Origin of the sequence: Pseudomonas sp. PI1, assembly GCF_000812405.1 — a bacterium.
Classification (GTDB): domain Bacteria; phylum Pseudomonadota; class Gammaproteobacteria; order Pseudomonadales; family Pseudomonadaceae; genus Pseudomonas; species Pseudomonas citronellolis.
Genome location: NZ_JWMC01000009.1, coordinates 31,521 through 44,826 on the forward strand (window position 1 = coordinate 31,521; position 13,306 = coordinate 44,826).

14 protein-coding genes and 1 riboswitch are annotated in these 13,306 nt (G+C 57.5%); of the genes, 12 read left to right on the forward strand and 2 right to left on the reverse strand.

Annotation, left to right across the window (positions count from 1 at the left end):
- Positions 1–261 precede the first annotated feature (261 nt).
- Positions 262–879 carry a hypothetical protein gene (locus tag RN02_RS02590; RefSeq protein ID WP_010792932.1) on the forward strand — a complete coding sequence of 206 codons (618 nt, stop codon included), beginning with the start codon at positions 262–264 and terminating at the stop codon, positions 877–879.
- A 133-nt stretch (positions 880–1,012) separates the two neighbouring features.
- Here RN02_RS02590 and RN02_RS02595 read toward each other — a convergent pair whose 3' ends face one another.
- Entirely contained in the window at positions 1,013–1,489 is a 477-nt protein-coding gene (locus tag RN02_RS02595; protein WP_021018588.1) for a hypothetical protein, read from the reverse strand.
- 159 nt (positions 1,490–1,648) lie between these two features.
- Here RN02_RS02595 and RN02_RS02600 point away from each other — a divergent pair, with 159 nt between their 5' ends.
- The gene (locus tag RN02_RS02600) at positions 1,649–3,031 is read left to right on the forward strand and encodes a hypothetical protein (RefSeq protein WP_010792930.1); all 1,383 of its coding nucleotides are present in this window, start codon (positions 1,649–1,651) and stop codon (positions 3,029–3,031) included.
- 62 nt (positions 3,032–3,093) lie between these two features.
- Here the strand turns inward: RN02_RS02600 and RN02_RS33050 are convergent, their stop codons facing one another.
- A complete protein-coding gene (locus RN02_RS33050; RefSeq protein ID WP_010792929.1) occupies positions 3,094–3,348 on the reverse strand; it encodes a hypothetical protein in 255 nt (84 codons plus the stop codon).
- 376 nt (positions 3,349–3,724) lie between these two features.
- On the opposite strand from RN02_RS33050, the gene RN02_RS02605 reads away from it, so the two are divergent.
- The 10 genes from RN02_RS02605 (at position 3,725) to RN02_RS02645 (ending at position 13,070) form a co-directional block, all read left to right on the forward strand.
- A complete protein-coding gene (locus RN02_RS02605) occupies positions 3,725–4,084 on the forward strand; it encodes a DUF805 domain-containing protein (RefSeq protein ID WP_010792928.1) in 360 nt (119 codons plus the stop codon).
- A gap of 780 nt (positions 4,085–4,864) precedes the next feature.
- Positions 4,865–5,386, forward strand: coding sequence for a TniB family NTP-binding protein (locus RN02_RS33055; RefSeq protein WP_126610436.1), 522 nt, complete (start codon positions 4,865–4,867; stop codon positions 5,384–5,386).
- Between the two features lie 71 nt (positions 5,387–5,457).
- Positions 5,458–5,889, forward strand: a complete 432-nt coding sequence (locus tag RN02_RS02610) for a hypothetical protein (protein WP_176492062.1) — start codon at positions 5,458–5,460, stop codon at positions 5,887–5,889.
- A gap of 183 nt (positions 5,890–6,072) precedes the next feature.
- The gene (locus tag RN02_RS02615) at positions 6,073–9,087 is read left to right on the forward strand and encodes a Tn3 family transposase (protein WP_043312975.1); all 3,015 of its coding nucleotides are present in this window, start codon (positions 6,073–6,075) and stop codon (positions 9,085–9,087) included.
- Complete coding sequence (gene tnpC / locus RN02_RS02620) at positions 9,084–9,452, forward strand: Tn3 family transposase post-transcriptional regulator TnpC (RefSeq protein ID WP_043312977.1); 369 nt, start codon at positions 9,084–9,086, stop codon at positions 9,450–9,452. The genes RN02_RS02615 and tnpC overlap by 4 nt, the downstream gene beginning before the upstream one ends.
- A gap of 208 nt (positions 9,453–9,660) precedes the next feature.
- Positions 9,661–9,723: riboswitch (Fluoride riboswitch) on the forward strand.
- Positions 9,724–9,927: 204 nt separating this feature from the next.
- A complete protein-coding gene (locus RN02_RS02625) occupies positions 9,928–10,275 on the forward strand; it encodes a DUF190 domain-containing protein (protein WP_043312980.1) in 348 nt (115 codons plus the stop codon).
- Positions 10,268–11,509 (forward strand): cation:proton antiporter, encoded by a 1,242-nt coding sequence (locus tag RN02_RS02630; RefSeq protein WP_043313102.1) that lies wholly within the window; start codon positions 10,268–10,270, stop codon positions 11,507–11,509. The genes RN02_RS02625 and RN02_RS02630 overlap by 8 nt, the downstream gene beginning before the upstream one ends.
- A complete protein-coding gene (locus RN02_RS02635) occupies positions 11,510–11,932 on the forward strand; it encodes a universal stress protein (protein WP_236695137.1) in 423 nt (140 codons plus the stop codon).
- A gap of 21 nt (positions 11,933–11,953) precedes the next feature.
- Positions 11,954–12,424 carry an HAD family hydrolase gene (locus RN02_RS02640; protein WP_043312982.1) on the forward strand — a complete coding sequence of 157 codons (471 nt, stop codon included), beginning with the start codon at positions 11,954–11,956 and terminating at the stop codon, positions 12,422–12,424.
- Between the two features lie 19 nt (positions 12,425–12,443).
- Positions 12,444–13,070 carry a histidine phosphatase family protein gene (locus RN02_RS02645; protein ID WP_043312984.1) on the forward strand — a complete coding sequence of 209 codons (627 nt, stop codon included), beginning with the start codon at positions 12,444–12,446 and terminating at the stop codon, positions 13,068–13,070.
- Positions 13,071–13,306 lie beyond the last annotated feature (236 nt).

The following is a 13,306-nucleotide window of genomic DNA, read 5'->3' on the forward strand; positions in this document are numbered from 1 at the left end:
GTCCACATCGAGCACCTGAAAGTGCGCGGCCAAATCGTAGCCCGCGGCCGCGATGCCAGTGAAATATTCAACGGCGACCTCGAGCGCTTCCTCAGCACACCCCAGCAGGCCGGGTTTGCGTTTTAACCTCTGGAGATAACCCAGGCCGCCTGGTGGTGACTGCCACCGCCCTCTCGCTGGTCGTGCCGTGGCCGACACTGGTCAAGTGTCGCGCGGGCGGTATCATGGTTCAAACCATTGATCACGTTCAGCGAGACAAGCATGCCAGAAATCCAGGAACTCCCTCCTGAGGAGATCCCGAAGCAGATCACCGCCAGGCATGTTACCCGAAGTCTTGGGCAGCACCTTGAAGCCTTCCTGGCTGCGAACAACCTGGAGGGGTGGAAAGCCGAGGAGGAGTATGTCCTACGGGACGACCGCCTGGCCGATCAGCTTTTGCTGTTGACCCAGGTAACCGGCCTCTATATCGGGCAGTTCAAGCGTTACAGTACCCGCTTGCTGAAGCTCGCACGAAGGAATGGGGCTGAGATCAGGCTGACTGAGGTACAAGGCATGGTGGCGCGCGCCTTGGGTTATAACTCCTATCATGTTGCCTATAAGTGCCGATCGGTTGACGATTTCATCGACAACCTCTGGCCCCAAGGTGCGGCAATGAGTCTGGTGAGTCTGGACGGCGCCGTCGCCGGCATGCGTCAGCAGAGCGCAGTGATACAGCGCCTGATCGACCGATACCGCTTCAACAAGGAGCGCGACAGGATGGTCAACGCCGGTGCTAAGCCGGGCGGCCAGGCCGATCCTAAGATGGCCAAAAAGATGCAGGGTGAGCGCCGTAGGCGCCATAGTCTGCATCGGAGCGACGGGATCAAACTTCGCGATTGACCCAGGTGGTAACTGCGAGGTCTGTGACATTCAAACGCTGGCGGACTTTGAACCAAAAGAAATGCAGAAACCGGGCTTGAAACCCGGTTTTTTGCATTTTGGCGACTCTGTGATCGGGCCGGCGGTTCGCCTGCTAGTCCAGGCTGACAAGCCGCGTTTCGAGGGTGTACTTCTTCCCGGCCGCAGTCCAGAAGATCGTCGACTCGCCGCCGTTTACGGCCGCCCCAGTACCCGAAGTGGCTAGTTGAGTTGCGCCGATTTCAGGAATGAACTGGTCGACGACCAGGTCGAAGGTCACCGCCTTTTCGGACTGCCGCTTCTCTGGGACGGCATAGGGATGGATGGCCACGATGTATCCCGAGCGTGATTTTTCGAGCGCGCCCTCTTTCACGATATGCAGCTGACGCCATTCCGCTTGAGTATTGAGCTGCGCGGCAATTCGGGGCCGCTGCAGCACGCGCTCCTGCTTGTTGGCATCGATTTCCTTGATCACGAACTCGAACGTGGCCACCTGTTGGGCGGGCGATTCTTTGAAGCAGGTGGAAGAACAGCCGGCCAGCGTCAGTGCAGCCGCCAGGGCAGTGAGAGTGGCAAATGAGCGTTTGACCATTGTTACCTCGGGTCTATGGGGAGCGATCGAGGCCAACGGTATCGAGCGAAAACAGCAAATCCCAGTCAAGTTGATGGCGCGGATTCCTTGTTGATGTCGGATTGCCGCGACATGCCAGGAACAGGCCTACACTTTCGAAAAACTGCCGGAAGCATCGCGATGCTTACCCAACACTTAACAGTTGCGCAAAGCAAGTATTTATTCATCGGCAAGGACTGCATGGCGTACCGGTGCACCGATGGATTGAATCCGCAAGATCTGGAGCGGCACGAACTACGTCCGCTTGTGGTCGCAACGCTCAGCGTTGAGGGGCTTGGGATCTACTGGCAGCGCTTGTACTTCGGTGATGAACCCATCCCACTCGAGTCTTTTTTGTACTTGGCATGGACAGAGTTCCACACCCTCGGGGGCATGCCTGGCCACCTTCTTGTGGAATCGGAATTGCTGGACGATTACCCGTTGCGGCGGGTCCTGGGGCAGATGGATAAAGAGAAAGTCATCAAGAAAGTGGCCATCGGCCATGGGCACCCATTTGGATCAACCAGGAGGCAATCACAGAACCTGGTCAAGCACAGCATGGTTTCCCTGGAGGAGTTGACGGAGCACCGGCTGGAGAGTCAAGAGGCGGTATTGGCTCGCTTGAACCAGGGCTTGGAGGGTTATCACCGGGTATGGGAAAACTCGCCGAGGCCTGGACATGCAGAGGATGCTTTCCAGAACCACCGCCTGAGACCGGTGCACCTTCCGCACTGGCCGCAGCACCTGGTGGGGCTGGATATTGCCGATTGGATGAAGCGCCAGGCGCGATCGGTACCACCGATGGCCCCTCATGAGGAGCTCAAAATCAAATACCAGACGGGATGGATGGTTTCCGTGACCAAGAAACCCGTTGCAACTGAGATGCTCCGTGAGGCATTTCGCACCGTGATGATGACCGGTGACCGTGAACCTGCAGGGCTCTACGACATAGAAGATCTGCTCTGGTTTAGGTCGGTGGTCCGGGGGCTGCCCTTCCCGCCTCAAGAACTGTTCGGCTCTGCTCTGGAGCCAGGGAAATGGCCGCCTTTTCTGAACGGAAGCCTGGCCATCAATGGCGCGACCGCGGATCGACTGGAGTCCTTGCTGGAGCGCAGCATGGAGCGAAAGGGTTTGGTGCTTTTTCCGGAAAGCGAGGATGCGTTCTGTGATTCGCTGAACCTGCTCGGTGGGGGTGGTGATGAGCGCTGCTGTGCTGAGCTGGTCGGTGGACCGTACCACGGATCGTTTCGCGTCTTTGCCCTGGACGACGATGTGTGGCTGAACATCTTGGCCATCCCGCGAGGATCACCGGCAGACACACCAGATCTGTCGGAGTGCCTTCATCAGACGCTTGGCGAAATCGATATTGGGCCTCCGGGCCTGGCCGCCATCAACTTCTGGCTGGAGAACCTCATCCAGGGCCACTCGTGGAACCAGAGCTTGCTACTTCTGGGGATGGTGGAGGTCATGCTGTCGACCATAGCGCTATGGCGTGAAGCCGATCGGCCTGCAGATTGCAGGTAACTCCCAAGCCTAGCAGGTAAAGAAGGTGAGGTCGGCTGGACTGAGATTCGAGTTGCCTGCAGCTACGACATATCCGGGCGTGGGCTACCTGACCAACGGCGGACCTCAGCTAGTGCTTGATCATCCAGCTGTGCCTGTAGCAGTGTCCAGGGGTTGATTCCATAACTGGAAAGTCTTTCGGTATTACACCTCACGTACAACTGTTGTGCCCACTCGCGCAGTTCAGCATCACTCATCGCTCTGGGGGAGCCAGTCGAATTGTCCTCCATGAGGTTCAGTTGTTCCATACCGAGCATCCGGCGAATGAACTGCAGCATGCTCATTTCTCCTAGTAGTGGTTGTCGCCGCTGATTTGCACACACAGCGGCTGATGTCCCTATAGGGTACCGCACCGCCCAATGTCGGTAAGCCAAACGGTACCTCAGTGGCTGCGGCCGTCTGGGGAGGTATACTCCCTCGCCTCAATACATCGAGGTCGACCAGGTGTTCCTACGCCAATTTTTCCTGAAATTCACTCTGTTCTTCAGCCTCATCATGCTAGGGCATCTGCTCATCCCAAAGGAGGTGGCAGAAACCCTGGTAGTTGGTGCCTGGCGTTACATCCTGTGTTTTGCCGGGGGAGCATGCGGACTCTGAGATAGGATGAGTGTCCGAGCTGCAGAGCAGCGGCTCGACATGTCCAAAGGAGCCCGCGTGAATCTTCTCTCCCACTACTGCCGGCATTTCACCGGCGCCTTCAAGTTCAAGAACCGACAGGGTCGGACTTTCTTCTGGCTCTGTCTGCTTGCCGACGTATTCCTGGTATCCGTTTTGGTCGCTTTGAGCCCCTTCGGGTTGCTCGGCAGACTTCTGATCCTCCTCGCGCTTCTGGTCATCGCCGGCAATGCCATTCAGCGTCTGAAAGACGCCGGCGTCACCCCTTGGATGCTTCTGCTGTGGTTCATCCCCTTCGTTGGCCTGGCAATCCTGGCCATCCTGCTCCTACTCCCCGGCCGTAAGCCGGTCGACCTGCCGGTCGCGCCTCCCTCCTCGCCTTATGTTGGCGGGAAGTGAGCGCTGAGCTGGCCGCACTGAGGCAAACTTATAACAACATAGCCGTCGGCGCTCTCCGGCCCGGCGGTGCTCCCTTTTCCTTCCGCGCCGGCGTCACCTCTGCAAAAGCCCAACCTGGCCTACTACCCTCGCCCTTGGCAGCTCGGTCGAATCCGGAGTGACCTATAACAACATAACCTGCGGTGGGCCTGATGGCGGCGCCCCTCCTGATACCCCCTTACCCTGTCCAACCCTTTAAAGGGCCTACCTGCCGGTGCCGGGTTGCCTACGCCGCGCGTGGAAAGAAATGGGGAAAAGGAAAGAAAAGAAAGGAAAGAAAAAGGGAAAGGGTTAGACAGGTATGGGGGTGGGTTATGCGATGCGGAGGTCCAGGCGGGTGGAGATGGTGCAGGAGGAACGCAGAAATGGCCTGAACCTCCTAGGTTATGTTGTTATAGGAGGTGGACAGGTAGCGCCCTTCGATCGAGGGAAGCCGCCTTAAAGGGTGAGGTTTTACAGAGGAGGTTCAGGATGGCGGTTGTAGCGTCGTGCGTTATGTTGTTATAGGTAGAAGTCCTATTGCGGAACCACTCCGTTGTCAAACAATAAAAACTGTCGCAAGAATTGGGGGGGCGTTGCCTAAGCCAGGGCACAGTGGCCTGGGAAATGAGCCATGCGCCTGCGAGTACCGGTGCCGGGTGCGACACTTTTTATTAGTTCATGCTTGGGCGGGGAGCGCATTCCAGCAACCTGTCTATCGTTACAGCATACGAAGAAGCCACTCTGGCGCGGAGGCAAACAATGGAGCAAGTAAGGCTAAGTGATCTTGGTAAAATTTTTGTAGATGAAGATTCGAAAGGCTCTGTTTTGCGACCGAGGGTGTCTAGTCGCGGTTATCTTCTTGTCTGTGATGACGAAGCGGTTAGAGATTCAGCAGTCAATTACCTAAAAAGGATAGATTACTTCAGGTATTTAGATTTCAATGCTGAACCTCAAGGAAAGCATATTTCGGAAATGGTAATGCAAATTTATGGCGTTCGATACTACGATCAAAAGCGGCTAGGGTATGAGGTTTCATTGTTAGCGCCCAAGTGTTGCGGGGACTCCTTGGTCGTGGATAACTTCCAGGACATAGGCTTGCTTATTGTTCGCGAAGTAAAGCTTGCACTCGCCTTTTTGAGGTCGCTTGGCAGAGAACCATATTCGATAACTGTCATCGGAGTGGGATCACTAGAGTCGTTGGATATTATTAAACTTGACCGCCAGTTGAATGCCGCATGGACAACTTACGAGCTTGTTGGGGATTCTATTAAACAAGAATGACTAAGAACGGTCCCTGAACCGCGCATGAAAAAGGCTGCTCGACGGCGGCCTGGCGACAACAAAGATTATGAGTGATCCGAACAATCGACCTTGATGGTTTTGAAATGCCAATCTCCAGTGAGTCACTGGCTCATCCGCTAGGGGACAGCGAGCGCGAGATCGTTTGTATCTGTCACAGGTACGACGTCGGTGAGCAGCAACAGTACCTGCAGAGCATCACTGGAGAGAGTCTGGCAAGACGAGCCGCGCTGTATTGCCAGCTCAAGGCAGAAATGTGGTTCGGTAGCGCAGTGCAGGTGAGCACCAGCGGAATAGCTGAGGCGCTATCGGCGCTTTACGGCTACGAGAAATTAAGAGCCCAGCAACCCTATTCCATAGTCGACCTCTACCAGGTACGAGCAACGGCTGTCCTCGCCGGTTACCATGAGGACCTGGTGAATGATTCGACGCTTGAGCGCACTGGCCTGAGAGATTTCCTCGAGCCGTATGTGCTTGGTCGGTAACCCAGATCCGACGAGGTGAGGCCATGGATCAAGTCCAGCTCGAGGTAGGCGTCATGCCGAGATAAAGGGAAAATTCATTCATTTGGTACGTAAGGCATTGTTTTACAAAGAGATTGTAAGGTCTGCAGGTTGGCTGTAAGTCCATGGTCTATCTTTTCGGCTTGGCCGAGAATGGAGCTATCCATGGCATCCCTCGAACGTACTGCATACCCCGCTTTGTCACGCTCCTATTCGAGAGCTGACTTGCAGCGTGATTTCACATTCTCGGCGGAAGAAATCACCTGGGTGAAGAGCCGCTCTAATGCATCCTTTCGATTGAATCTCGCCGTCTTGTTCAAGACCTTTCAGGTCCTGCGGTACTTCCCCGAAATCACTGAAGTGCCAGAGTTGGTGGTTGATTTCATCCGTACCCAGATAGGCCTACGAAACAAAGTCGCCCTGTCGTCCTATAAGTGGATGCAGCTGTACCGCCACATGAGTGCCGTGCGGGAAAAGCTAGGGGTTCAGCCGTACTACGGCTCGGACGGTCAGGAAATCGCTGCTGCACATGCGCAGTTGTTGGCTCCTCTGCTCGATCAGCGAGCCGACATCATCAACGCTGTTATCGAGGAGCTGATTAACCGAAATTACGAACTACCGGCCTATTCAACGTTGAACGATCTGGCAGAGGCCGCTAGGGCTGATGCTCAAGAGAAGATTTTCAATCTTGTGGTAACCCGAGCCCCCATAGCGGTGATCTACCAGCTAAAGGACTTGCTGGAGACGGATTTCGGGCGCCGGCAAAGCGACTTCAACGCCCTCAAGCAGGCACCCAGAAAGCCGTCCCGTAAGCATCTTGAGGTGTTGATAGACCATTTAGCCTGGCTAGATGGCTTTGGCGATCTGGACAACATTTTCGAGGGTATCGTCGAAACCAAAATCCGGCACTTTGCCGCTCAGGCTGCGGCCTCGGACGTCTCGGAGCTGAAGGATTGCTCGCTACCGAAACGCTATACCCTGATGCTGGCCTTGATTTATCGCATGCGGGTGCGAACCCGGGATCATCTCGCCGAGATGTTCATCCGACGTATTTCGACGATTCACAAACGCGCCAAGGAGGAGCTGGAGCAAATCCAAACCCGGCAACGCCAAAAGTTGGAGCGGCTCGTGGCCACCCTGGATGGCGTACTGCAAATTCTGGCCCAAGAACCGAATAACGAAGAAGCTGGCAGTCTGATACGGGAATACCTCTGCACCGACGGCAGCCTCGATCGGCTACGAGACTCCTGCGCCGAAGTACAGGCCACCGGGGGAAACAACTACTTGCCGTTGATCTGGAAGCACTTCAAATCTCATCGCTCACTACTGTTTCGATTGAGCCATCTTCTGCAATTGGAGCCAACCACCCAGGACCGCTCCCTAACTCAGGCGCTCCTGCTCATTCAGGACAATGAGAATTTGCATCGGGAGTGGATCGATGAGTATGTCGATCTGTCGTTTGCATCGGAGCGTTGGGGCAAGGTCGTGCGACGCCCTGCCAGCGAAGGCCCACCGACCAATCGGCGTTACCTCGAAGTATGCGTGTTCTCGTACTTGGCCAGCGAATTGCGCTCCGGTGATCTTTGCGTCCTGGGGTCCGAGTCCTTTGACGATTACCGAAGGCAGTTGCTCTCCTGGGAGGATTGCCAGGAACGGCTGCCGGCATACTGCGAAAAGGTTGGCCTGCCCGCCACAGCCAAGGAGTTTACTGCATCGCTAAAGGCTCAGTTAGAGGAAGCTGCGCAACACCTGGACGACAAGTTTCCCTCTTGTCGCGGCGATGTTTCGATCAATGAAGCCGGCGAACCGGTACTGCGACGAGTGATGGCACGGGACATTCCGCCATCGGCCATCTCACTGCAAACGGCTATTGTCCAACGCATGCCGGCGCGGCACGTGCTGGACATCATGGCCAACATCGAACATTGGATTCAGTTCACCCGCCATTTCGGGCCGATGTCCGGCAACGAGCCGAAGCTCAAAGATCCAGCCGAACGCTACCTGATGACCATCTTCGCTATGGGCTGCAATCTTGGGCCCAATCAGGCGGCTCGGCACCTCGCCGGGAATGTCACGCCGCACATGCTCTCCTATACCAATCGTCGTCACCTCTCGTTGGAGAAGTTGGACAAGGCCAATCGGGAGCTGGTGGAGCTCTACCTGCAACTCGACCTGCCAAAGCTCTGGGGCGATGGCAAGGCAGTGGCGGCGGATGGCACCCAGTTTGACTTCTATGACGACAATTTGCTGGCGGGTTACCACTTCCGCTATCGCAAGATGGGGGCGGTGGCCTACAGGCATGTGGCCAACAACTACATCGCCGTATTCCAGCATTTCATTCCGCCGGGCATATGGGAGGCGATCTACGTAATTGAAGGCCTGCTCAAGGCCGATCTCAGTGTCGAGCCTGATACCGTCTACTCGGACACCCAGGGACAGTCTGCCACGGTCTTTGCGTTTACCCATCTGCTGGGGATCAACCTGATGCCGCGTATCCGCAACTGGCGAGACCTGGTGATGTGTCGGCCAGAACGTGGCGCTTCCTACCAGCACATCAATCGCCTCTTCACAGACACCGCCGACTGGCAATTGATCGAAACCCACTGGCAGGACCTGATGCAGGTCGCCCTGTCGATCCAGGCCGGCAAGATTTCCTCGCCCATGTTGCTGCGTAAGCTGGGCTCCTACAGCCGGCGCAATCGCCTTTACCATGCCGCTCAGGCCCTCGGTGCGGTGGTGCGCACGATCTTCCTCGTTAACTGGATCAGTAGCCGCGAACTGCGCCAGGAGGTCACCGCCAACACCAACAAGATCGAGTCCTACAACGGCTTCTCCAAGTGGTTGTCGTTTGGCGGCGATGTGATCGCTGAAAACGATCCCGATGAGCAACAGAAGCGATTGCGCTACAACGACATGGTGGCGTCCTCGGTGATTCTGCAGAACACCGTGGACATGATGCGTATCCTGCAGAAATTGGCGCACGATGGTTGGCAGTTTACCGATGACGATGTTTCCTTCCTCAGTCCCTACCTCACAAGCAACGTCAAACGCTTTGGTGAGTTCAACCTCAAGCTGAACCGCCCGCCAGAGTCCTGGATCAAGGACTCGGTGTTCCAGCAGGCGGCCGGTTCGCTTCGAGCTGGTGTACCCAGTCAGGCTTCGGTGGAGGAAACCCCATGATCGACATCCCGCCGGCGTCATTTCGGGGCACGCCCTATGGTGAGGTCGATGCCGCCGCATTGGATCAGTTGCGAGAAGGCTTTGACACCTCTCAGCTTCTGCACCTAGTGGGCGGACTGGATGCCTGTCTCGCTGAAATGGGCGGTGTCATCGCGCTGCGCGACTCGCTGCTGAGGCTTCATGCAATGGCACTGACACTTGTAGAAGGTGCCGCATTATCGGTGTCTACCGAGAATGCCTGTGTCTGGGCGGAAGCTGAAGCTCTGCAACTGGACCTTGAAGCGTTGGGCAGGTGGACCCGTTGCGCAAAGCTATGTCTTGATCCTTTGGTCAAATTGGTGCCGGACCACGGGGGCGAGGGATAGTTTGTCGCCGATGCGTTTACGCGCAAAGAGAAGCCGCCCAGGGGCGGCCAGAGGGGGAAGTACACGGATGAGCTCTCAGTATAGGTAGATTTCCAATGCATGCGCGATTGCGACCGGCGACTCGACGACCAAGCGCCTTGCATCGCGCTTTATAAGCGCAATTCAGCCGTCGCCCACCGCGTGCATTTTCCGATTGCTTTGCTAATGTCCATCCTTAGGAGATGGCATTCCTCCTTTTAACCGCCCTTCGGCTGATGATGCCTACGCATAACCCTTCATGGGTGGCGTAGGCATTGCCGCGTTGTCCATGAGTGCGCCCATGGACAACCAACATGCCTAGCCCCTGCACCTGCCCCTGCTCCCTTCGAGACCGCCTGCGGCGACTAACACTCGTACCGCTGCAGAGTCGCTATTTGTTGCCTGACTGTTCCTGCTTTACGGCAAGGTTTCGCCCGCCGGCGGAAGGCGGTGCGCCGTGAAAGGCTACCAATTGACTTTCTTTACCCAGCAGGACCGCTTGGTCCATCACAAACCTATCGCCGAGTGGCTAATGGAGGAGGCGCTGCGCCTTGGTGTGCATGGCGCCACGCTACTGGCGGCGAAGGAAGGTTTCGGCCACCACCACAAGATGCATGCCGCGCGCTTCTTCGAGTTGGCCGATCAGCCTTTGGAGGTGGTGATGGTCGTCACTGAGGAGGAAATGGAGCGGATCTTCACCCGTTTTGCCGAGGAGCACCTGAAGCTGGTCTATGTGAAGGCGCCGATCGAGTTCGGCGTCCTGGGCGAAGACGATGCAGCGGCAAGCGGAGGTCGCCATGACTGAGATATGGACCCAGGCCGCCTTATGGCTCGGCCTCGCATTGGTAGCGACGCTGGTATCGATCTTCCTGCGCATAGCCACGGCTTTGTCGGAGATTGTCGTGGGTACTATCGCGCAGTTGATCATCGGTGCGGTTCTGGGCATGACGGTCCTGCAGGGCGATGCTTCTTGGATCAAGTTCCTTTCGGGAGCCGGGGCCTTATTGCTGACGTTCCTGGCCGGTGCCGAGCTGGACCCGAAGGTGTTCCGCCGCCACTGGAAACAGGCGACGGTGGTCGGCCTGATCGGCTTCGTCGTGCCCTTTCTCGGCTGCGCGGCGTTGGCCCGCTGGGGACTGGGCTGGAGTACACAGGCCAGTTGGCTGGCCGGTATCGCCATGTCCACCACATCGGTGGCGGTGGTCTATGCGGTGATGCTGGAGCTGGGGCTCAACACCAGCGAGTACGGCAAGATCGTCCTGGCCGCCTGCTTCGTCAACGACCTGGCGACGGTGATCGCGCTGGGCCTGATCTTCGCTCCCTTCACGTTGAAGACAGCCGGTTTCGCAGGAGCCCTGACCCTGGCGGCGGTGTGCCTGCCGTGGATCACTCCACGTTTCTTCCGACGCTTCGGCGGGCGACCTTCGGAACTGGAGGCCAAGTTCCTCATGCTCTGCCTGTTCGGTCTGGGCGCCATCGCCACCTGGGCCGGGAGCGAGGCGGTCCTGCCAGCCTACCTGATCGGCATGGTACTGGCGGGCACCGTGGGTAAAGACCACGCGTTGATCCGGCGTCTGCGCACCTTGACCTTCGGATTACTGACACCGTTCTACTTCATTCGCGCCGGATCGCTGGTGTCGCTACCGGCGCTGTACGCCGCGCCTGCTGCGTTTCTCTTGCTGCTGTTGGTGAAGATGCTGAGCAAGCTGGCTGGCGTCTATCCCGCCTGCGTGTTCTACGGTTCGCCACGCCAGGAGCGGATGTACACGACCCTGCTGATGTCCACCGGGCTGACCTTCGGCACCATCTCGGCACTGTTCGGCCTGTCCCACGGGCTGATCGACCAGGGCCAGTATTCGGCGCTGGTCGCGGCGGTGATCGGTAGTGCGGTGGTGCCCACGCTGATCGCCAATGCCTTCTTCCTGCCACGGCACCTGCTGCCTCGCAACGACGATGTCGACACAAGCCAGGCTGCAGAGGGCAAGCCAAGTACCTTGCGGGATGACGACTTGCACCCGGACCGAGTGCATAGGAGGTGAATGATGATCCAGAAAATCCTGGTGGCCTATGACGCCTCGGAGGCCGCGGCCCTGGCGCTGAGCTTCGCCAACGAACTGGCCGAGCACTTCGATGCCAAGCTGTTCATCCTATCGGTGGCGCAGCCCCCCGAGTTTGGCGACGAGGTGGAGACCGAGGCGGTGATCGAGCGCTCCCGGTCACATTTCCATCACGCCTTCAACCTGCTCGGCTACCGGCGACTGGCGCCCGAGGATCGACCGACTACCCACGTATCGGTCGGTCGCCCGGCGGAGCAGATCGTGCGCTATGCGGAGGAGCATGCCATCGACCACATCGTGATCGGTCACCGAGGCCATTCCGGCTTCGAGCGTTGGCTGCTGGGTTCGGTGGCGCGCCAAGTCATCGACCACGCGCCGTGTGCGGTTACGGTGATTCGCGGCTGAGCCATCATCAGGAGAAAGAGCATGCTGGAGATCGATATCCCCGGTGTCGGGAACCTACAGTTGAAGCACCTGATCTGCGACTACAACGGCACCCTTGCTCTGGATGGCCGCCTGATCGACGGTGTCGCCCAGCGCCTCGAAGTGCTGGGGCGTAGTCTCGCGCTGCATGTCGTCACCGGAGATCCCCTGGGGACTGCGGAGCGGGAACTCGCGGCGCTCGACGTCAACCTGCTGGTGCTGTCCGATAACGACCAGGCGATCTTCAAGGAAGACTACCTTCGTACCTTGGGTATGCACGGCGTGGTGGCCATCGGCAACGGCAGCAACGACCGGCACATGCTGCAGAAGTCGGCACTGGGTATCGCGGTGATTGGTCCCGAAGGTGCTTCGTCGGTGGCTTTAGGGGCGGCGGACCTGGTTGCCCTGGACGTCCTGTCGGCATTGGACATGCTGACCCACCCGCAGCGGATCATTACCAGCCTGCGCTGCTGAACTCAAAGGGAAGAGAATCATGACCCGAATCATTCTGACCCGGCATGGCCATGTCGATTGGATCGCCCCTGAGCGTTTCCGTGGGCGCGCGGAGCTGCCACTATCGGAGTTGGGGCGACGCCAAGCAGAGGCGCTGGCCCAGCGGATCGCCGAGTCCTGGCAGCCGGCGGCGATCTACACCAGCACACTATCGCGTTGCGTCGACACTGGAGCAGCCATCGCCCAGGCTACAGGGGCACCAGCGCAGGCGCTGGATGGACTGGTGGACACCGACTACGGTCAATGGCAGGGCCTGACCCACGATGAAGTGCGACAGCGTTGGCCGGAGGAACACCGTCTGTGGCTAGCGTCTCCCGACATGGCGATGATTCCCGGCGGCGAGAGTTTGGCCGACGTGTTAGCGCGAGGAACCAGGGTGCTGCGCGAGGTCTTGCACCAGCACGCCGGCAAGACCCTGGTGCTGGTCGGTCACGACAGCATAAACCGTGTCTTGCTACTGCAATGCCTGGGCTTGCCGTTGTCACGTTACTGGCGCCTCAAACAAGACCCTTGCTGCATAAATGTATTCGTTATCGAGGAAGATGCATTTACTCTTCATCGGCTTAATGAAACCTATCACTTGGCTGGAGTGGCGGCTGGATCCTAATAACTTTTAGCTGGAGGGGAGCTGGTGCATTTCATCTATGCGTCAGAAAGGAAGATTGAGATTTAAAGTTTAAGTCAAGGCCCTGTAGATCCTTTGTTGCCATAACGTCAAATTGAGCAGTTTATGACTTAATTTTCACGTCCCGAGCTTTAGCCTGCATGGGCTCGGACTCGTAATGGCGCAGAATAATTTCTGATCAGGATGATATGGCTAGAGGGATTTCGCTGTCATAGGTA

Bases quoted from the DNA above. Each gene is read 5' to 3' on its own strand.
- tnpC (WP_043312977.1), top strand. From the start codon at position 9,084: ATGATCGACATCCCGCCGGCGTCATTTCGGGGCACGCCCTATGGTGAG.
- RN02_RS33055 (WP_126610436.1), top strand. From the start codon at position 4,865: ATGGAGCAAGTAAGGCTAAGTGATCTTGGTAAAATTTTTGTAGATGAA.
- RN02_RS33050 (WP_010792929.1), bottom strand. From the start codon at position 3,348: ATGCTGCAGTTCATTCGCCGGATGCTCGGTATGGAACAACTGAACCTC.
- RN02_RS02640 (WP_043312982.1), top strand. From the start codon at position 11,954: ATGCTGGAGATCGATATCCCCGGTGTCGGGAACCTACAGTTGAAGCAC.
- RN02_RS02600 (WP_010792930.1), top strand. From the start codon at position 1,649: ATGCTTACCCAACACTTAACAGTTGCGCAAAGCAAGTATTTATTCATC.
- RN02_RS02630 (WP_043313102.1), top strand. From the start codon at position 10,268: ATGACTGAGATATGGACCCAGGCCGCCTTATGGCTCGGCCTCGCATTG.
- RN02_RS02645 (WP_043312984.1), top strand. From the start codon at position 12,444: ATGACCCGAATCATTCTGACCCGGCATGGCCATGTCGATTGGATCGCC.
- RN02_RS02590 (WP_010792932.1), top strand. From the start codon at position 262: ATGCCAGAAATCCAGGAACTCCCTCCTGAGGAGATCCCGAAGCAGATC.
- RN02_RS02595 (WP_021018588.1), bottom strand. From the start codon at position 1,489: ATGGTCAAACGCTCATTTGCCACTCTCACTGCCCTGGCGGCTGCACTG.
- RN02_RS02615 (WP_043312975.1), top strand. From the start codon at position 6,073: ATGGCATCCCTCGAACGTACTGCATACCCCGCTTTGTCACGCTCCTAT.
- RN02_RS02635 (WP_236695137.1), top strand. From the start codon at position 11,510: ATGATGATCCAGAAAATCCTGGTGGCCTATGACGCCTCGGAGGCCGCG.